The organism is Streptomyces sp. NPDC002276, from assembly GCF_053891435.1.
Window position 1 is genome coordinate 837,984 of record NZ_JBSFCQ010000001.1, and the last position, 19,113, is coordinate 857,096.

Annotated in this window: 18 protein-coding genes; 14 read left to right on the top strand and 4 right to left on the bottom strand. The window is 66.5% G+C overall.

The genetic code is table 11. The annotated features are described in order from the left end of the window. Window positions 1–20: 20 nt before the first annotated feature. Both ACWIHT_RS03880 and ACWIHT_RS03885 read right to left on the bottom strand, forming a co-directional pair. A complete protein-coding gene (locus ACWIHT_RS03880) occupies window positions 21–695 on the bottom strand; it encodes an SDR family NAD(P)-dependent oxidoreductase (protein ID WP_456164068.1) in 675 nt (224 codons plus the stop codon). Between the two features lie 147 nt (window positions 696–842). Further along, a complete protein-coding gene (locus ACWIHT_RS03885) occupies window positions 843–2,045 on the bottom strand; it encodes an acyl-CoA dehydrogenase family protein (protein WP_456164070.1) in 1,203 nt (400 codons plus the stop codon). A gap of 207 nt (window positions 2,046–2,252) precedes the next feature. On the opposite strand from ACWIHT_RS03885, the gene ACWIHT_RS03890 reads away from it, so the two are divergent. Then, the gene (locus ACWIHT_RS03890) at window positions 2,253–3,497 is read left to right on the top strand and encodes an FAD-dependent monooxygenase (protein WP_456164071.1); all 1,245 of its coding nucleotides are present in this window, start codon (window positions 2,253–2,255) and stop codon (window positions 3,495–3,497) included. 13 nt (window positions 3,498–3,510) lie between these two features. Here the strand turns inward: ACWIHT_RS03890 and ACWIHT_RS03895 are convergent, their stop codons facing one another. Continuing rightward, the gene (locus ACWIHT_RS03895) at window positions 3,511–4,917 is read right to left on the bottom strand and encodes a DHA2 family efflux MFS transporter permease subunit (RefSeq protein ID WP_456164581.1); all 1,407 of its coding nucleotides are present in this window, start codon (window positions 4,915–4,917) and stop codon (window positions 3,511–3,513) included. Window positions 4,918–5,131: 214 nt separating this feature from the next. Between ACWIHT_RS03895 and ACWIHT_RS03900 the strand changes: the two genes are divergently transcribed. The 10 genes from ACWIHT_RS03900 (at window position 5,132) to ACWIHT_RS03945 (ending at window position 13,832) form a co-directional block, all read left to right on the top strand. Continuing rightward, window positions 5,132–5,563, top strand: a complete 432-nt coding sequence (locus ACWIHT_RS03900; RefSeq protein WP_456164073.1) for a MarR family winged helix-turn-helix transcriptional regulator — start codon at window positions 5,132–5,134, stop codon at window positions 5,561–5,563. Between the two features lie 289 nt (window positions 5,564–5,852). Then, complete coding sequence (locus tag ACWIHT_RS03905; RefSeq protein WP_456164075.1) at window positions 5,853–6,482, top strand: hypothetical protein; 630 nt, start codon at window positions 5,853–5,855, stop codon at window positions 6,480–6,482. 701 nt (window positions 6,483–7,183) lie between these two features. Continuing rightward, window positions 7,184–7,477, top strand: coding sequence for a chorismate mutase (locus ACWIHT_RS03910; protein WP_456164583.1), 294 nt, complete (start codon window positions 7,184–7,186; stop codon window positions 7,475–7,477). Between the two features lie 429 nt (window positions 7,478–7,906). After that, window positions 7,907–8,200 carry a Dabb family protein gene (locus ACWIHT_RS03915; RefSeq protein WP_456164077.1) on the top strand — a complete coding sequence of 98 codons (294 nt, stop codon included), beginning with the start codon at window positions 7,907–7,909 and terminating at the stop codon, window positions 8,198–8,200. A gap of 71 nt (window positions 8,201–8,271) precedes the next feature. Beyond that, window positions 8,272–8,688, top strand: coding sequence for a DUF2000 domain-containing protein (locus ACWIHT_RS03920; protein WP_456164079.1), 417 nt, complete (start codon window positions 8,272–8,274; stop codon window positions 8,686–8,688). Between the two features lie 161 nt (window positions 8,689–8,849). Continuing rightward, window positions 8,850–10,130, top strand: coding sequence for a phenylacetate--CoA ligase family protein (locus tag ACWIHT_RS03925; protein ID WP_456164081.1), 1,281 nt, complete (start codon window positions 8,850–8,852; stop codon window positions 10,128–10,130). Next, the gene (locus ACWIHT_RS03930; RefSeq protein WP_456164083.1) at window positions 10,127–11,104 is read left to right on the top strand and encodes a branched-chain amino acid transaminase; all 978 of its coding nucleotides are present in this window, start codon (window positions 10,127–10,129) and stop codon (window positions 11,102–11,104) included. Before ACWIHT_RS03925 ends, ACWIHT_RS03930 begins: the two co-directional genes overlap by 4 nt. 22 nt (window positions 11,105–11,126) lie before the next feature. Then, window positions 11,127–11,720, top strand: coding sequence for a prephenate dehydratase domain-containing protein (locus ACWIHT_RS03935; protein ID WP_456164085.1), 594 nt, complete (start codon window positions 11,127–11,129; stop codon window positions 11,718–11,720). A 12-nt stretch (window positions 11,721–11,732) separates the two neighbouring features. Then, the gene (locus tag ACWIHT_RS03940) at window positions 11,733–12,719 is read left to right on the top strand and encodes an ornithine cyclodeaminase family protein (protein ID WP_456164087.1); all 987 of its coding nucleotides are present in this window, start codon (window positions 11,733–11,735) and stop codon (window positions 12,717–12,719) included. Window positions 12,720–12,755: 36 nt separating this feature from the next. Then, window positions 12,756–13,832 (top strand): histidinol-phosphate transaminase, encoded by a 1,077-nt coding sequence (locus ACWIHT_RS03945; protein WP_456164089.1) that lies wholly within the window; start codon window positions 12,756–12,758, stop codon window positions 13,830–13,832. On the opposite strand, the gene ACWIHT_RS03950 is transcribed toward ACWIHT_RS03945, so the two are convergent. After that, the gene (locus tag ACWIHT_RS03950; RefSeq protein WP_456164091.1) at window positions 13,762–14,334 is read right to left on the bottom strand and encodes an Lrp/AsnC family transcriptional regulator; all 573 of its coding nucleotides are present in this window, start codon (window positions 14,332–14,334) and stop codon (window positions 13,762–13,764) included. The genes ACWIHT_RS03945 and ACWIHT_RS03950 overlap by 71 nt on opposite strands. A 168-nt stretch (window positions 14,335–14,502) precedes the next feature. Between ACWIHT_RS03950 and ACWIHT_RS03955 the strand changes: the two genes are divergently transcribed. From ACWIHT_RS03955 to ACWIHT_RS03965, 3 genes are read left to right on the top strand one after another with little or no spacing between them, the layout of a single operon-like run. After that, window positions 14,503–16,437 (top strand): cobalamin-dependent protein, encoded by a 1,935-nt coding sequence (locus ACWIHT_RS03955; protein ID WP_456164093.1) that lies wholly within the window; start codon window positions 14,503–14,505, stop codon window positions 16,435–16,437. Continuing rightward, the gene (locus tag ACWIHT_RS03960; RefSeq protein WP_456164095.1) at window positions 16,424–18,307 is read left to right on the top strand and encodes an amino acid adenylation domain-containing protein; all 1,884 of its coding nucleotides are present in this window, start codon (window positions 16,424–16,426) and stop codon (window positions 18,305–18,307) included. Before ACWIHT_RS03955 ends, ACWIHT_RS03960 begins: the two co-directional genes overlap by 14 nt. Continuing rightward, window positions 18,304–19,107, top strand: a complete 804-nt coding sequence (locus ACWIHT_RS03965; protein ID WP_456164097.1) for a thioesterase II family protein — start codon at window positions 18,304–18,306, stop codon at window positions 19,105–19,107. The genes ACWIHT_RS03960 and ACWIHT_RS03965 overlap by 4 nt, the downstream gene beginning before the upstream one ends. Window positions 19,108–19,113 lie beyond the last annotated feature (6 nt).

Consider the following 19,113-nt stretch of genomic DNA (forward strand, 5'->3'; position numbering starts at 1 on the left):
CTTATGTGCGGCCACCACCGTCAGCGCATGAACGAGCCACCGTTGACGTCGACTGTGGCACCGGTGATGTAGCCGGAGTCGTCCCCCGCCAGATGGCCCACCAGCGCGGCCACCTCCTCGGGCCGCCCGAACCGGCCCACGGGGATCCGGTCGGCGGCCCGCCGCAGCGCCTCGGCGGGCAACTCGTTCATGACGGGTGTCCGTACGGCGGCGGGAGCGACGGCGTTGACGGTGACACTGTGCGGCGCGAGTTCCTGGGCGAAGATCTTGGTCAGCACCAGCACACCCGCCTTCGCCGCGGCGTAGTGCGGCCCGGCGACCAGTCCGCCCTGCTGTCCGGCCAGCGACGCGAGGTTGACGACCCGGCCCCAGCCGCGCTCCCGCATCGACGGTGCGCACAGCCGGGTGAGGACGAGGACGCTGCGCAGGTTCGTGGCCATGAGGGTGTCCCACTCGTCGAGTTCGACGTCCCACACCGAACCGGGCGCCGTGCGCGCCGCGTTGTTGACCAGGACATCGGGGCTGTGCCACGCCGAGGACACCGCGCGCACCGCGTCCTCTGTCTCCCGGGGGTCGCCGACGTCGGCACCTACCGCCATGGCCGTGTCCCCGCCGGGGTCCAGTTCCTTGGCCCGGGCCCGCGCGCCGCTGTCGTCCCGGTCCAGCAGCGCCACCCGCAGGCCGCGTCGGTGCATTTCGGTGGCGACGGCGGCGCCGATGCCACGGGCGGCACCGGTGACCAGGGCCCCCTGCGTTCCGCCGCCGGTGGGATCGGGCCTGTCGAGGATCGGGGTGCGGCCACCGGTCCGGTCTCCTTCGTTCGCTGGACTTCGGTACGGGATTCAGACGACGTCGGTGTGGGGGAGCGAGCGGCCGAGCAGGACGCGGCCGTAGAGCTCGCGGCTGGTCTCGACGCTCAGCGCCGCGTGCCGGGAGGCCGTCCCGATGTCGCGCCAGGCGCGTTGCAGCGGTGAGTCGTCGGAGAAGCTGCTCGCGCCGGCTGTGTCGAGCAGGATGCTGATCGCTTCGCGGGCACAGCGCATCGCGTGGCTGCCGTCCATCCGCAGTCGTGCCCGGGTCTCCAGGTCGGGGCGTCGTCCGGCGCGAGCGGCCTCGTCGATCTCGTCGGCCGCGCGTCGCAGGTGCAGCGCGGCCGTGTCGATCAGGGTGGCGGCCTGGGCGACGTTCAGCTGGTGCGGGGCGGCTTCCGCCGTCAGGGCGTGCAGGGGTGACACGGACCGCTTTCCTCCCGCGAGGTCCCGGACCACGCGTTCGAGCGCGCCGCGGGCGATGCCGACGCCGGTGCCGACCAGCGGCAGGTTGATGGACATCGGGAAGACGACCCGGGCCTCGCCCGGATGCCGCCGGACGCCGATGCCCTCGGCGATCTCGGCGAAGGACACGAACTGCTCGTCCGGGACGAAGAGTTGACTCGCCACGGCCGTCCGGCTCCCGGTGCCCCGCATACCGGCCATGTGCCAGGTGTCCGCCACGGTGAGCGCGGACGCGGGGACGAGGACGAGCCCGCGTTCCGGTCCGCCGCGGTCCTCGCGGACGATCCCCAGCAGCACCCAGGCCGCGTGGTCGATGCCGGAGATCCACGGCCACCGCCCGTCGAGCTCCAGGCCACCGGGCACCGCCGTGACCGAACCGGACGGATTGGCGGCGCCGCAGAGCACGGCGTCGGGGTCGGACTTCCAGATCGCGGTACGGACCTCGTCGGGCAGTTGTGAGGCGAACAGCGCGGCGCCGTACACGATGCCGACGAGCCAGGAGCTCGACGCGCAGCCCGCGGCCAGCTCGGCGCACACGTCGACGGCGGTGCGCACACCGGCCCCGTGGCCGCCGTAGCGGACCGGTGTTCCCATGGTGAAGAGCCCGGCCTCACGGAGTGCCTGCGCGCTCGGTCCGGCCAGGGTGCGCTGCCGCTCGGTCCGTTCGGCGTGGGCCGCGACCACCGGAGTCAAGTCCCTTGCCACCCGCACGAGTTGCGTCTCGGTGGTGGTGCCCCGCGGTAAGAGGTCCCGGCAGTTCGGGTCGGTCATCGGGGGTTCCTCTCTGAGGTCCGATCCACCACGGACGGTGTCGTTCCTGGCGGGATCACGCCGTCGCGCAACGCCGTCAGCCTACCTGGAGATGATCCCTCCGGATATGGTGACGGTGGGGGACGAGCCGCCCCCCGACCTGGCCCCGCACCCCGAACTGGCCAGGTTCCAGGGTGAGTTGGCAGGGCGGAACGCAAGGGAGAACATGTGAAGATCGTTGTGGTGGGCGGCGGTGTCGCCGGTCTTGTCGCCGCTCTCAGTCTGCGTGCCGCGGGAATGACACCGGTGGTGTGCGAGTCCGCGCGCGAACTGCGGGCACTCGGCGTCGGCATCAACCTGCTTCCCCACGCGGTGCGCGAACTCACCGAACTCGGCCTCGGCGACGCGCTGGACGCCATCGCGCTGCCGCCGGAGCGACTGGTCTACTGCGATCGCCGAGGGCACCGGATCTGGGAGGAACCGCTAGGTCTGGCGGCCGGCTACAAGTGGCCCCAATACTCCGTCCACCGGGGCAAGTTGCAGATGATGCTGCTGGACGCGGTCCGCACCCGCGTCGGGCCGGACACGATCCGTACCGGCCTGGTCTTCGAACGCTTCGAGCCCCAAGAACGGGGCGTGGCGGCCCAGTTCACGGACCGGCACACCGGGGGATCGGTGGTGATCGAGGCCGACGCCCTCGTCGGCGCCGACGGCATCGGCTCCCGGCTGCGGGCCCAACTGCACCCCGGTGAGGGCGCCCTGAGCGGGAACGGGGTGCGCATGTGGCGGGGGTTGAGCCGGTATCCGCACATACTCGGCGGGCGGTCGATCGTGGTGGCCGGAGGGCGCCCCGGGGACAAGTTCGTCGCCTACCCCGTCGAGGACCCGGCCGTCGAGGGCGGACCCGCACTGATGAACTGGGTACTGGAACTCCGGGGCCCGCGGTCCGGTGAGACAACGGACGGCTCCTACGGGCCAGTTGGCGTGGATGAGGCGCTGGCCGGGGTGGCGGAGTGGAGCCTGCCGTGGATCGACCTGCCCGAACTGGTCCATGAGTCCACCGGCATCCACGAGTATCCGATGGTGGACCGCGATCCGCTGCCGCGCTGGAGCTTCGAGAGGGTGACGCTGGTCGGGGACGCCGCCCATCCCATGTATCCCATGGGCATGAACGGCGGCTCCCAGTCCATCGTCGACGCCCGCGTCCTGGCCTGGACCCTCGCCCACCACGACGATCCGGTACGGGCCTTGGCGCGGTACGAGGAACTGCGCCGCGAATCCCTCAACCAACTGGTGCTGGCCAACCGCGAGTTGGGCCCGGAGAAGATCATCGCCCTGGCGGAGGAGACCGGCGGCCCGGTGCCCGAGGAGCAAGCGACGGCCGTCTCCCAGGGCTACAAGCGACTCGCCGGGTGTACGACCGCCGTACTCAACTCGCGTGATTCCTGGTCGGTTTCACCGGTGAGCCAGTGAGGGCGCGGCACGGCTAGTGCGCCTCCTCGTGCCGGCGTCGCGGCGAAGCCGTCCCGCCCGACGTCGTGGTCCCACGGGCGGCGGCGCGGGCCGGACCGTCGCGGAGGGTGAAGGCGAAGAGGGAGGTCGCCGCGGCGAGGGCGGCCAGGGCGAGATAGGCGTGCTGGTAGGCGGTGACGGGCGGATCCGCCGCGGCTGCCGTGGGCGTGCTCAGCACCAGTGCCGTGGTCACCGCCGCCGGGGCGAAGGCGCCCCCGGTCTGCCGTACCACGGTGTTCAGCGTCGATGCCTGGGCCAGGTCCTTGCGGGAGACGGTCGCCAGCGAGGCCACCGTGGTCGGCATGAAGACACCGCCCATGCCGACGCCGAGCAGGAACATGTACGTGCGGAACGTCCACAGGCCGGTGTCCTGATCGCAGGTGGCGAAGAGCAGCAGGACTCCGCTCACCATGGCCAGCCCGGAGCCGATGATGATCCGGGGGCCGACCCTGGAGTACAGGACCCCGGCGATCTGCACGGTCAGCAGCACACCGAAGGCCTCGGGGAAGGTGCTGGTGCCGGACTCCAAGGCTGAACGGCCCTGGCCCTGCTGGAGGAAGAGCGGGCCGAGGTACATGGCGCCCAGGATCGGCACCAAGCCCACCAGATTGATCAGGTTGGTGTCCCGGAAGAGCCGGTCCGCGAACAGCCGGAGCCTCAACAGCGGTTCGGCGACGCGCAGTTCGAAGAGAACGGCGGCGGTCAGCAGCACCGCGCCGAGCACGAGGGCGGTGACGACGGCGGGGGAGGACCAGCCGCGGTTGGGGCCCTCGCAGACCCCGAACATCACGGAACCCAGAGCCGCCGCGCTCAGCAGCAGCCCGGTGAGGTCGAACCGGCCCGGCCGATGACCGCGGTGCTCGGCCAGGAAGACCGCCCCGAACACCACCGCGGGCACGCCCAGCGGCAGGTTGACGTAGAACACCCAGCGCCAGGACAGATGGTCCACCAGCAGGCCGCCGAGGATCGGCGCGACGGCCGGGGCCATCTGCTGCGGGACGATCATGTACCGCGAGATCCGCACCTGCTCCCACGAGTTGAAGGTGCTGTAGAGCAGCGAGGACGCGGCGGGGAAGAGCAGTCCTGCTGACAGACCCTGCACCGCGCGGAAGGCGACGAGTTGAGCGAGGTCGGCCGCCGCGCCGCACAGCAGTGACGAGCCGAGGAAGGCGCCGAGAGCGGTGAGCAGCACGCGCTTGGCGCCGAACCGCTCCACCAGCCAGGCCGAGGCGGGGATGGCCATGGCCAGACAGACGGGGTAGACCACGACCACACCGTCCAGGGCGGCCGTGGTCAGGTGGAACGTGCGGGCGATGGAGGGGAGCGCGACGGTCGTGATCGCTCCGTCGACGATCGCGATGAACGTCACGCAGACACACATGACGGGCACGACCAGGCGTTGGCCCGGGCGCGGACGGAGGCGTATTCGGGAGGCGAGGGGGACGGGAGGGACGGGGGAATCCGGGGAGACGGGACGACGTCGGAACGGCAGCACATGCTGAGCATACTCACTATGTGAGTGCTCATAGGTCGCGGCCGAGGATCTAGAATCGACCCTCACCGCGAAACGGGGAAACGGGAAAACGGGGAACGCCATGGCAGTGCACGGCAGCAGCGACATCCTGGTCGACGAGCTATACGAGACGACCCACCGGCTACGGCAGTTCGTGGAGACCCGGCTCCGCGCCAACGGCGCCTCGGTCGCTCGGCTGCGCGCCCTGCGGATGCTCGCCCATGCCGAACAGCCGCTGCGCATGCGGGACTTGAGCGAGATGACCGGCGTCGCGGCCCGGACCACGACCAGCATCGTCGACAGCCTGGAGCGCGACGGGCTGGTGGAGCGCCTACGGCATCCGCACGACCGGCGCGCGTTCCTGCTGCGCCTCACCGACAAAGGCCGGGAGTGCCATCGCGAGGCCGAGGAGGTCGACGGCCTCGCGCTCGCGGAGGCGACGGCCGACCTGGACACGGAGGACCGCGCACAGCTGCGCGCCCTGCTCGCGCGGATCCGCGAGGCGACGTCCTGAGTGGACGTCGAGTCCGATCTTCCCTGGTTCGTGATCGCTTGATCGTGGTAGTCGGGCTGCGCGTGATGGGCATGTCCATGTTGGGATGCGGGGTGTGGGCAGAAAGCCGTACCCCGGCGACTGGTCGGGCGTGCGGTGGGCGTTGATCGAGCCGTGCCCTCGAACGCCTCCTCGACACGGTCCCGGATCCGCAGGGCGCTGAGGAGCGAACGCGGAAGCTGACCGTGGACCGCGTCGCGCGGCCGTTGGGTCTGGACGAGGCCCCCGCTGGGCCCGGGGCGGTGTGTGCGTGATCTCCTCGCCTGGCTACCGCTACGACATCGCTGTCGTCAGCGCGCCGGCCGACGCTGCCCTGTCCGGTCGGATTGATGAGGGGCGGTCCGTTCTCGCCGAGGGCGGTGCGCCGGGCCGGGGACGGCTCGTGGTCTACGGCGAGCCCCGGGGGTTCGGGCCGGAGGTGATCCGTGACACCGCCTACCTGTACGTCGAAGAGCTTGCCGAGATCCTCGCCGACGCCGAAGGCGACCCGAGCTTGCCGGCCTTGTTCGTCCTGAACTCACCGAACATCCCGGGGCTGACGCGGTCCTCCAGCAGGAGCCGCTCGACACGTGGACCGATCGGCGGCGCGATCGCACGCTGCTCTTGCCGGGCCCGTACCACGAGGGTGCGGCCGTCGTTTGCCCCGGCTGCCGGGTCCGACGCCACCTGGCAACGCGCTGTGACCTGGGCCCGCCTCGACGACACCCTGGCCGCGGCCGGTCTGCCGCAGGGGCTCGACCGGCGCTTCGCCCAACTCGCCGAACCGGATCCAGGTGTTCCGGGCGAACAACAGTCCGTGACCGGCAACGCCGACAGCCAACGCCGGCGCACAGGCTGCGGCACAACGGGACGGGCCTGCGGGCACCTCCCCACCGCCTGACTTCAAAGACCCGTTCGAGCAGGTCGAGGGCTGCGTCGCCGACGGCGTCGCCAACCGGCTGATTCGCTCGAAGCCCGTAACGCCTTGGGCTTCAGCAACCGATGGAATCAATTCCTCCGGTCACGCTGCGCAACTTTCCGAAATCCCATACAGTCCGGCATTCAATCCTTCTCGCGGCATTTTGCGGCATTGGGAGGACAGTAACCTCAACCAGTACATCTGGAGCATCTGACGGCCCGAATGTTGGACTAACGGGCAAGAACCACTGTCTTCATGGACAGGCTCCCTGCTAATCTTAGCGCAGCCTGTGCCGATTCCCGAATTTGGGTGGCCAACCCGTTGTTGGCATGCGGCACTCGTGCGGGACAGTGCAGCGTGCCTGGTGCGGGCACGGCGACTTGGAGAGATGTTGGGGATATCTTGCCAAAGGTGGTTGTCCTATTTTCCGGCGGAATCGACTGCTGTTCTCGCTTGTCGGCCTCATCGGGCGAACCATGACCTGCATCTGCTGGGAATCGACCACGGCCAGCGGCATCGCAAGGAGTGCGGGTATGCCGAGTTCACCGTCAATGATTCCCTACTGTCTGAGTTCTAGCGGATATTGCTTCTCTGGTTAGTGATCAACGGTAGGTCAGAGGGTAGCTCCGGAAGTGCTACCCCGATGCTGGGCGAATGGGGTCGGCGTGGAGTCCAATGTGAGCGTGGCAGTCGATGCAGGTGTCGACATCGATGGAGATCGTAAGGAAAACGTTGTCCTGGACCCGTATATAATTAATTCGATTCGACGTAGATGTGACTTATCGACTCGAATTCAGCGTCAGCGTATGAGCGAGGGTGGGACGCGGACCGTCCTCTCCCGCGAGAATGTAATCCTCGACCGCTACACGGCCGGGCTCGGTGCGGGAGGAGCTGCTCTCGCCTTGAATATCCTCGGACTTTGCCGAGGCGGAATGGCCGGCCCTGGAGCGGGTGACGACGCTCGGGCGGGCTCGTAATGCCGGGTGGAACTCCCAGAGCGTGCGGCGGTGGCATCTCCGGTCTTGACCGTACGCCGCTCCGCTGGGCTCGGTCGACGGCGGAGCCATGAGCGACCTGAACTCGGCTTCTGCGCCGCGCGGACGGACTGTGGTTGCTGGCGGGCCCCGCGACGGGTGGTGACGGTCTGGTGTGCTCCTGCCGCCTTCCCTCACGTGGTGCCGCACCGCTGGCCAGGATGTTGTGGGAAGACGCAATCTGCGTATGCGCCGTTTCCCCCAACCTCTGAGCTTCGACGTACCCCTGCTGCTGGACCGCGGCCAGACTCTCGACTGCTCGGTCGGTGAACGGCGGCCGACCGCGCTCATGAATTTTCCGAACGTGTTGCCATCAGGGGCAAAACGTCCCCATCCCATGTCTGTGCGCATATCGTTCTTCGGAGGGCGAATATGATCCGGCACATCGTACTTTTCAAGTTCAAGGCTGGGGTTTCCTGGGACGACCCGCAAGCGCAGGAAGCGGAGCGTACCGCAGCCAAGGTGGGCGGTGAGGTGCCAGAACTCAATGAATGGAGCGTCGGGCGCAACGTTTCCACCAGGGCTATCGCGTACGATTTCGCGGTGATCGGTCTGATGGACGACGAGGATGCCCTTGAGCGCTATCTGATGCACCCCTTTCACCAGGAAGCAATTCGTCTCTGGCGAGAGATCAGCGAGTGGGTCATCGTAGATCTCGTAGAATAACGCAGGAAAAGCTGTTCCAGCACGACATGAGCAGTGAAGTTTGATGGTGACGAGTGAATGGCGGGATTGTAGTGGTTGCTGAGTACGAGAAGTGTGCCTTCGTAGTTGAAAAAGGCCTCGACCCTGGGCGCGCGATGAACACCGTGGCAGCTCTTTCGATGTCCGTCGGACGGTTTGTCGAGGGCATCATCGGTGACTCCGTCAAGGACGCCGACGGCCAGGCGCACACCGGGATCACGGCGATCCCGCTGCCCATTCTGAAGGGGGACGTCACGGACCTGCGAGACATCGTGCTGAAGGCGGGCGGCATCCTCGACGTCTTCGTGGTCGACTTCACCGCAGTAGCGCAGTCGTCGCGGAGCTACGACGAATACACCACGCGAACGGCTGATCTGGCCACGGGTGACCTTCCTTACATCGGAGTCGCCGTCTGCGGCAGCAAGAGTGCAGTGAACAAGCTCACCGGCAGCCTTCCGTTATACCGCTGACACGATTGGCAGGAGGAATCATGTTCACCGTCTTCAACGAAGAGCTTGCCGAGATCGCGAAAGAGATACGGGACCGACACCGGGCATTTGTCGGGAATGCATGGTCCGATGCGGACCTGGCGGATCATCAACTTCAGCAATTCCGCCGCACGGTGGCGTACGTGAAGGAGAAGTCTCCTTTCTACGCGGGGCACTTGGCCTCGGTGGATCCCGATGCCATCGTCTCTCTCGCTCCCGAGTGCCTCGCTTCCGTACCGTTCACGACGAAGGACGACCTGCGGCGCGAGTTCGAGAAGGTGCTCTCGCTCCCCCTGTCCAAGGCATGGATCTTCTACGAGACCACCGGCACCACCGGCCGGAGTACGCCTTGCCCGCGGAACAACACCGACTCGCTGCACACCAACACAGCGCTGACGGTGTACTACGACACGATCTTCCGGCAGTTCGGCGACGAGCAGGTGATCGGTGTCTCGGGGCCGACCGAGCTGCACGCTTTCGGGGACACCTTCGGTGACATCTGCCGCAACCTCGGGCACGCGGTCGCCAAGATGTGGCCGCACTCACCGATGGTCGGGTACGACCGGGCGCTGGAGACCTTGCGGGTCCTTCCGGCCACCGGCCTGTTCAGTACACCGGGCATGGCGCTGTCCCTCGCGAAGAAGGCGTACGCGGCAGGTCTGCATCCGCGGCGGGACTTCCGCCTCGACGTTCTGATGTGTACGGGTGAACTTGCTTCCCCCAGCCTCATGGAGAACATCGGCGAGGTGTGGGGCGGCAAGGCCTACAACGCCCTCTACGCTTCGCAAGAGGCTGGTGTGATGGGCGCGGCCGGTGCCGACGGTTCGCTTTACACCACCCCGCTGCTCAACCTGTACGAGGTGATCGACCCGGACACCGGGCTCGCGGTCGCCCCGGGACCCGACGGCGTCCGCACCGGCGAACTCGTCGTCACCTCGCTCTACCAAGGCAGCAAGCCCCTGGTCCGCTACCGCACGGGAGACCTGGTCCGGCTGGGCCCCGCATCCGCGGATCACGCCCTGCCCGCCCCCACCCTGGAAGTCCTCGGGCGCACCCGCGACATCCTGCTGATCGGCGGCAATCGGATCAGCGGCTACGACTTCGAGGAACTGCTGCTGACCCACCCCCGGGGCTATCTCGACTACCAGATCATCATCGACGCGGTGGACGGCCAGGACGAGCTGACCCTCCACCTTGAGGTACCCCCCGGCGACGAGGGCGCGCGGATCGACGAGGCGGCGATCGCCCAAGCCGTCCGTGAGCGGCTCGACGTCCCGACCCGATTCGAGTACGGCCCGCTGGGCAGCGTCACCACGACCGGCGCCATGGTCAGTTGGAAGGCCGCCAGGGTGGAGGACCGGCGCTCCGGTCCTGACCAGGAGCGCGTCGCCGCCCTCGCCGTGGCCAGCGGGCGGGCTCAGTGACCAACGCCCTTGCAGTGTCCACGGGCAAGACGACGCCGGCCATCGCGGCTCTGGCCTACCACGACGGGGAGTTCGTGCCGCTGGAGCAGGCACAGGTGCCCGTCACCACACAGGCACTCCAGTACGGGACGGGCGTCTTCGAGGGAATTCGCGCCTATGCCCAGCCGGACGGCGGGCTGGCGATCTTCCGTGGCCGCGACCACTATGCGCGCTTTCTCAGGAGCTCCCGAACCCTGCGCATCGACGTAGGGCTGGACGCGGAGCAACTGTCCGACGTGACAGCCGAACTGCTGCGCCGGATCGGTGCGACCACTGACATGTACGTCCGCCCGCTGGCGTTCAAGCGATCGCTGTTGCCCGGCACACCGGCCGGCGTCCAGCTTTCAGGCGTGTCGGACGCACTGTCGATGAACGCGTTTCGGATGGACTCGCATACGGACCGGGGCGGCATCCGCGTCGCGATCAGCTCGTGGCGCAGGCCGGAGTCCACCGTGTTGCCCGTCCGCGCGAAGGTCACCGGTGGCTACGTCAACAACGCACTGGCCGTGGACGAAGCGCGCGCCGGCGGGTATGACGACGCCATCCTGCTCAATAGCCGCGGCCAAGTGGCAGAAGCCAGCACGGCCAACGTGTTCGCTGTGCTCCACGGCCGGTTGACCACGCCTCCGATCACAGCCGACCTGGTCGAGGGCATCACGAGGGACACGGTCGTCACGCTTGCCGCCGACTTGATGGATGTCGAGACCGGCTTCCACGACCTCGGCCGTGACGATCTGTGCAACGCCGACGAGGTGTTTCTCACCGGTACCGGCACGGAAATCGTACCCGTGACCGAGATCGGCGGACGTGCTGTCGGAGTGGGCGTCCCCGGGCCGCTCACCACAGCCCTGATGACCGCGTACCACGAAGTGGTCCGCGGTAAGGACGAGCGATATCACCACTGGCTCCAGGTCGTCGGTTCTGCCTCGGCCTGACTGTCCACTTCAGAGGAACAGCATGCCCCAGGCAGCAGGATGGATAGACACCGCTCTGTCCTCCGGACCGGCGGTTGAATCGATAGGCACACTCGGCCCAGCCGGCACCAGCAGCGAGCGCGCGGCTCTCCATCTCTGGGCATGCCACAGTTGCGGCGGCCCGCCCGACATCCACCTCTACGACGCCTATGAAGACGCCGGCACGGCACTGTGCGAAGGCGCGGTCAGCCATGTCGTGGTTGCCAACGCCTACGCGGGAGTGAACAGCTTCTACATGGACCCGTCTCTGCGGTTCGCCGGGGCGTTCCTCTTGGACACCCCGCTCTACGGCATCGCCGCCTCCCCCGGCCATCAGGTCCCCAAGGCGGCCCGGATCGCCACCCACCCGGCGCCTGCCGCGTTGGTGGAGGAACTCCTGCCGGACCAGTACTCAGTCGCGGAGATCTGCTTCGCGGCGTCCACCAGTGCGGCCGCCGAGCAGGTGCGCCGCGGGGAAGTCGACCTGGCGCTCACCACATGGCCGGCGGCCATGGCCAATGCCTTGGAATTCATCTCCCGCACCCGGCAGATTCGCATGTTGTGGTCCGCCTTCACTCTCGCCGGTTCCGACTCCTGAGGAGGTATGCCCATGCTCCTGATCGACCGTGCCACGGTGCGCGAGCTCTACCCGGTCGAGCGTGCCCTGCCCGTGATGGCGGAAGCGATGCGGCGCTACAGCGGTGGCCAAGTGGAACTGCCGCTGCGCACAATCCTCCGGCCCGAAAAGGACACCGGTCTGCTGGGCACCATGCCAGGGTTCGTCGGAGGGGAGAACTGGGCGGGGTACGGGCTGAAGGCCATGGTGCTCAAGCCGGAGAACCCGGCCCGTGGCCTTGATCTGCACATCGGCATCGTCCTGGTCTACGACCCGGATACCGGCGCCCCGCTGGCGATGATGGACGCGGGTGCGGTGACCGCAGTGCGTACTGCCGCGGTTTCCGCTGTCGCCACCGAATCGCTGGCGCGGCCGGACGCCGGGGATCTCGCCGTCCTCGGCTCCGGGGTCCAGGCCCGTAGCCATCTGGAGGCCATGCAACTGGTCAGGCCGTTGCACCGGGTCCGGGTATGGAGTCGTACCAGCCAGAACGCGGAGGCCTACCGCAGGTGGGCGGCCGAGGAGTTGGGCATCGTGGTGGAGGCCATGCCCACTCCAGCCCAGGCACTGGCGGGAGCTGACCTGGTCTGCACCACGACAGCGAGCAAGGAGCCCGTCGTCCAGGCCGCGGATCTCGCACCCGGAGTCCATGTCAACGCCGTCGGCGCTTCCTTCATCGAACACCGCGAGCTGTCCTCGCAGGCCGTGGCAGGCGCATCCTTCTTCGTCGACAGCAGGGAATCGGCTCTTGCCGAGTCCGGGGATCTGCGCGGTCCTCTTGCCGAGGGGCTTATCGGGCCTGACCACATCATGGCCGAGTTGGGCGAAGTGCTGCTCGGGGCGCATCCAGGACGCCGAGAGAACGAGGAGATCACCGTTTTCAAATCACTCGGTCTCGGCGTGCAGGACATCATGTCCGGCTTCGCCATTGCTCAAGAGGCGGCAGCCCAGGGGCTGGGCCAGGCCTTCGACCTTAGCTGACCACTCCCAAGACATAGCAGCAGAGGAGAAGATGGAGTGCGCTCCGCCTCACCTGAGCCGCGCGCCGTGCTCGGCGACATACCGGCCTACGTACCCAAGCCGCCGCTACCGCCCGCCACGGGGACCTCGCACCGGCTCTACCTCAACGAGAACCCTTGTCCGCCGCTGCCTTCGGCCCTCGCGACGATCTCCTGGGCCGCATCGCGAACCAACCACTACCCGGGGATCTATCCCGAGCAGCTCACCGACGCCCTCGCCCGTAAGCTGGACGTGCCGCTCGCGCACGTGATCACTGGTCCGGGATCAGTGGGCATCTATCAGCAGATCGGTCAGGCCATGCTCTCGCCGGGCGACGAAGTGGTCTACGCCTGGCCGTCGTTCGAGGCCTTTCCCATCGTCGTACGGATGGCCGGCGCGGTTCCGGTGGAGGTGCCGCTCAAGGACGAGACGCACGATCTGGAGGCGATGGCCGCGGCCATCACACCCCGGACCACCATGGTGCTGCTCTGCCTGCCCAACAACCCCACGGGCAGAGCCGTTGGCTCCACCGAACTCAAGCGGTTCCTGGGCCGGGTGCCCAGCGATGTCCTTGTGGTGCTGGACGAGGCCTACTTTGAGTTCTGTCAGGCGCCAGAAGCACCGGACGGAGTCGAACTCCATCGAAACCGGCCCAATCTGGTCGTACTCCGCACCTTCTCCAAGGCCTACGGACTGGCCGGGCTGCGGGTCGGTTACGGAGTGGCCCACCCTGAGATCGCCGACGCCCTGCGCAAGTGTGCCGTGCCGTGCGGCGTGAGCCGCATTGCGGAGCAGGCGGCCCTGGCCGCACTGGGTGCGGAGATCGAACTCTTCGAACAGGTGAACAGGATCACTTCCGAAAGAGAGCGGTTGCGAGAGGCTCTCATCAGGCAAGGATGGAACATCCCGCCGAGCGAGACCAACTTCCTCTGGATGCCGCTCGGCGAGGATTCCGATCCCGTGGCTGCCGCGCTGGAGCAGCGTGGGCTGCTTGTTCGCAGTTTCTCCGATACCGGTCTGCGGATCACGGTAGGCAGCCCGGAGGCCAACGATCTGCTGATCGCCGTCCTTGACGGCCTCGCATCGGATCGATGACGTTCTTCCGCAAGTGTGCGTAGGCGACCGAGGTGTGAACGTCCGCGAACTCCTGTCGCTCTGTCAGTTCGTCCGAGACCACCGAGTGCGGGTGGTCGGTGTCACGCACCGCCACATGAGAGGGGGAGTCATCGATGCCCGTCAGTACGAAGATCGAGATCACCTCGGGCATCTGTGGCACGGAGTCCCGGAACCGTTCGATGACCGCACGTGTCGGCGGCCGTAGCCGTACGACGGTGATCGCCTGTAGTCCCCTGCCCGGCAACGTGAGGTCCACCTCGACGTGGAATCGCAGCAGCACACCGCGCTCACGCGGGGAGCGCACTCGCTCCAGACAGGTGTCCTCGCTTCTTCGCTGTATGACTGGGCGGATTCCGGGAGTAATCGCCGAGAGAGGAAAACCAGGGGTGACCAAGGAGGTGCTGTCGGACGTCGGGCCGCTGACCATCGGGGCCATCCCGTTCACGCTCGCCGCTGTGCTGTTCGGGATCATGGTGCGCATGCGCCGGAACCCGGGGCGCCGGACACCACGGCCTCGGCGCTGCCGGTCTGTCTGGCCGTGGCGTGTTCCGTCGGCGGCTTTCTCCTCCACAACTACGGCCTGAGCAGGCAGCAAGAACCATCCAGTGACCGGAAGTTCATATTCTCCACGTCCTGAAAGGAAAGTGAAGTGAAGAAAGTACTCCTCGTTGAACTAGCCGTATTCGAGCGCATGACACCGTTGGCCTCTGGTTACCTCCAGGCGTATGCCATGACGGACTCAACAGTGCGCAGCGAGTATCAGTTCGAGCGGTATGCGACGGTAGCCAAGACGCCCCGGGAAATTGTCATCCGGGAGTTACTCGGGGCGGCAGCCGATGTTTATGCCTTCAGCTGCTACGTGTGGAATATGGGCCTGGTGCGGTCCCTTGTGGAGGTCATCAGGCAGGCAAGGCCGCAGGCACACATCATCCTTGGTGGCCCACAGGTGATGTCGCAGGCTCAGCGCTATCTGAACAGCGCCGACGAGCGAACCGTCATCTGCAACGGCGAAGGGGAAGTCACCTTCAGGCAGTACCTCCGGGCGCTGACTGAATCCACTCCGCGACTCGATGAAGTCAACGGTCTCAGCTTCTATCGTGACCAGGAATTGGTGACGACCGAGAAGCAGCCCAGGATCAGCAGCCTGGATGACGTTCCGTCACCGTACCTGACGGGGGTCTTTGACTCCGCCTACAGCATCGCCATCCTGGAGACGAATCGCGGTTGTCCCTACCACTGCGGATTCTGCTTCTGGGGTGCCGCCACGAATGACCGGGTGCACCGTTTCGATGAGGAGAGGGTCCGCGAAGAGATCAAGTGGATTGCCAAGAACGAGATTCTCTTCCTCTTCATCGCCGATGCGAACTGGGGAATGCTGAGCCGAGATATCGACATTTCTCGGCACATCACGGACTGTGCGGTCGAGTACGGGGCGCCGAACGTCCTCTACTTCTCAGCGGCAAAGAACAAGCCACACGCGGTCACAAAAATCACGGGCATCTTCCAGGATGCCAACCTCATCGCCTCGCAGCCGGTGTCATTGCAGACTCTTGAGCCGAAGAGTCTTGATCTGATCGCCCGCTCCAACATCAAGTTGAGCGCCTTTGCCGAGCTCCAGGAAGATCTGCGCGAAAAGCAGATAAGTTCCTACATCGAGCTCATCTGGCCGTTGCCAGGAGAAACCCTCGAATCTTTCAAGCGTGGCATCGGCACGCTGTGCGACAACGAGGCGCAAACCGTGATCGCGTACCCTCACCTGCTCCTCAACAACACCCCCATATTCCACAGCGTAGAGAAAATGGGGATCGTGAGCCGGGAAGCCGGAGGGGGTGCCTCGGAGGCCCGGGTGGTCATCGGCACGAAAGAAGTCTCCGTACCGGAATTCGTCGAAGGTATGTATTACTTCTACGCTTTCCACGCCTTGCACAACACGCGCAGTCTCCGGACGGTGAGCCGCTACCTGGTGAAGCAGTTGGGGATGCAGTACCAGGAGATATTCGCCGCCTTCGCTGAATTCCTGCGCCAGCGAGGAGAGAGCGATCCCATCTTCGGGTATGCGGAACAGTCCATCCGGGACGCCGAATATTACGACGTGAACAACTACGGCTTCTACATCCACTCCGTGCTGCACGAGCATCGGGAAGTCTTCACCGATAATGTGCGTCGCTTCGCGCAGAGTCAGGACTGGTGGGACGACGGCAAGGTACGGGCCCTGTTCGAGATCGACATGCTGAACCGTCCGTACATGTATAGCAATACGCCCCTGGACGTGCGCGCCGAAGATTTTCAGGAACTCCGTTTCCTGGGCAGCGGTCCACGTAGCTACACCGTGCAGGTCCCGGCGGAGTACCTGGCAGATCTGGCCGATTCAGTCCAGATCCAATCGATGCCCGCGGACGGCGTGTTCAAGGTCGAGCACAAGCGGCTGCAGTATCCGTTCATGCTGACGCAGAGCCGTGACCACAGTGGTTCCTACTGCCACGGAATGATCGAGAAGGTCGGGAACGTCATGCCGTTCTGGATGCCGACCGACGCCAACCAGCTCGTCGATGCATCTTCTGGAGGAATCCATGTCGAAGTCTGATACAGCGATCGAGGGGATCGACAGGGCACCTCGCGCTCCGTCGCCGCGCACGGACACGCCCCGGAACAGTTCGCTGGGCGATCTCTTCGCGGAGCACGTCGTACGCAGTCCCGACGCACCCGCCGTGACATATGGTCCCGTCACGCTGACCTATCAGCAGCTTGACCGGGTCGCCAACTCCCTGGCCGCCCGACTGCGGGAACTCGGCGTGCGGCCTGACCGGCTGGTGGCGATCCAGGCCGACCGGAGCGTCAGCTTAGTTGTCGGCATGCTCGCCACCATCAAGGCCGGCGGTGCCTATCTGGCACTGGATCGAGGTCACCCGCCCGCCCGGTTGCGCACGATCTTGGAGGAGTCCAAGCCCGTGGCGTTGCTGACAGAGGCCGGCGCAGATGATGCCGGCGGTCTCGGCATCCCTGTGATCACGGTGGCCGAGCACCTCGGGGACGCGGTGCGGGGAAGCGCCGCTCACGACGTCCGGGTCGATGGCGGAGCCGGCCCTGAGGACCTTGCCTATGTGGTGTACACGTCGGGATCGACCGGCACACCGAAGGGCATCTGTCTGACGCACCGCAACGTGGTCCAGCGGACGAGGGACGTCGACTACCTCACGTTCGAGCCGGGAGACCGCGTAGCGCAGATCGCGAACGCGGCCTTCGACGCCACCACGATCGAGGTGTGGGGGGCGTTGCTCAATGGGTGCCAACTCATCGGATTCGACCGCGACACCATACTCTCGCCGGGCCTGCTGGCAGCCGCTCTGCGGGAGTGGAGCATTGACACCATGGTGGTGGCGACACCGCTCTTCAACCAGCTTGCGGCGGATGACCCTTCGACGTTCGCCACGGTTTCCCAGGTACTTGTCGGCGGTGACGTCATGGCGGTCGGCCAGGCCAACTCCGTCGCGGCGGTGCCGGGCTGCACGCTCCTCAACGGTTACGGCCCCTCCGAATGCACCACGCTCAGCACCGCGCACCAGGTCGCACCGATGCCCGCAGACCAATTGCGCGTGCCGATCGGCCGGCCCATCTCGAACACGACCTGCTACGTGCTCGACGACGCCCTGCAACCTCAGCCGGCCGGGGTGCCCGGCCAGCTCTACATCGGCGGTGACAGCGTCGCGCGGGGATATCTCGGCCGCCCGGACCTGACGAACGAGCGGTTCCTTCCGGACCCCTTCGCGGCGGAGCCAGGCATGCGGATGTACGCGACGGGCGATGAAGTCCGCCAACTGCCGGACGGCTCACTGGATTTCCTCGGCCGGGCCGACTTCCAGGTGAAGATCCGGGGCTTCCGGGTCGAAACGAATGAGGTCGATGCGACGCTGACGCAGCATTCCGAGGTCAAGGAGGCGGTGACGGTTGCCGTCGCTGACGCTCGGACCGGAGACAAATCACTCGTCAGTTACTACGTGGCGGCAGCCGTGGCATCACCCCAGACGAATGGCCTGTTGGCATTCCTGCGGGACCGGTTGCCCGAATACATGGTGCCTGCGCGGTTGGTCCGCCTCCCCGAACTGCCGAGGAACGCCAACATGAAAGTCGACCGGGCGCAGCTCCCGGCCCTGGAGACACCTCCGTCTCCAGCGGATGCGGGGGCACGCCAGGCCGACGCCGACGAGATCGATGACGAGATCGCCGCCATCATCGGAAAACTCCTGGACGTGCCGAGTTTCGGCCGTGAAGAGAACTTCTTCGACGCCGGCGGACAGTCGATGCTGGCCATCCGCCTGCTCACCCAGGTGGGCAGGCGCTTCGACGTGAGCATGACGCTGGGGGAATTCTTCGAGGACCCGACGGCGTGCGCCATCGCCAACTACATCCGGAAGCGGACCGATCCGGCCGCCCAGTCCGAGAAAGGGCGTCCATGACGGGGGTCATCGACGAGACGTGGTTCCCTCCGTGCCGGCCGGTATCCACTCCTGCGCCGGCACTGGACGCGAACGCGATTCAGTTGTTCTGCCTGCCTCACGCGGGGGCAGGCGCGTCGGCCTACCGGGACTGGCCCGAACTGCTCGCCCCGGGCATTGAGGCGATACCTGTCCAGTTGCCGGGACGGGAAAGCCGTCACAGGGAGCCGGCGCGGCGCTCGGCCGCACAGCTCGTTGCCGAACTGAGCGGGCCCCTGGCCGGCCGCGCAGGTCGGGACTTCGCCTTGTTCGGGCACAGCATGGGCGCTCTGCTCAGCTATGAACTGGCGCACGCGCTGACCGAGCTGGGCAAGCCTCCGCGTCATCTGTTCGTCTCGGGGCTGGGCGGGCCACATCTGCCGTTCGCGGGGCCCGTGCTGCACGAGAAGACGGATGACGAGCTGGTCGAGGCCGTCGCGGAGATGGAAGGGACCGCACCGGAGGTTCTCGCCCAGCCGGAGCTGATGCAACTGCTGCTTCCCCTGCTCCGCGCGGACCTCACGGTCTGGGAGACGTATGTCCCGCGCCCGACATCGTTGCTGAAGGTGTCGGTCCCGATCACAGCGCTGGGCGGTCGCCACGATCCTGGCGTCAGTCTGGACAGGCTCAACGCGTGGGAGGAATTGACGTCGGCCGACTTCCATGTCGAGGTGTTCGAGGGTGGCCACTTCTTCCACTACGGCGCGTACGACGAAGTGGCGACGATCATAAAGAAGAGGCTGCTTGATTCCAGCCCGGCAACAGCAGAGGCGGACGAATAGGGTCAC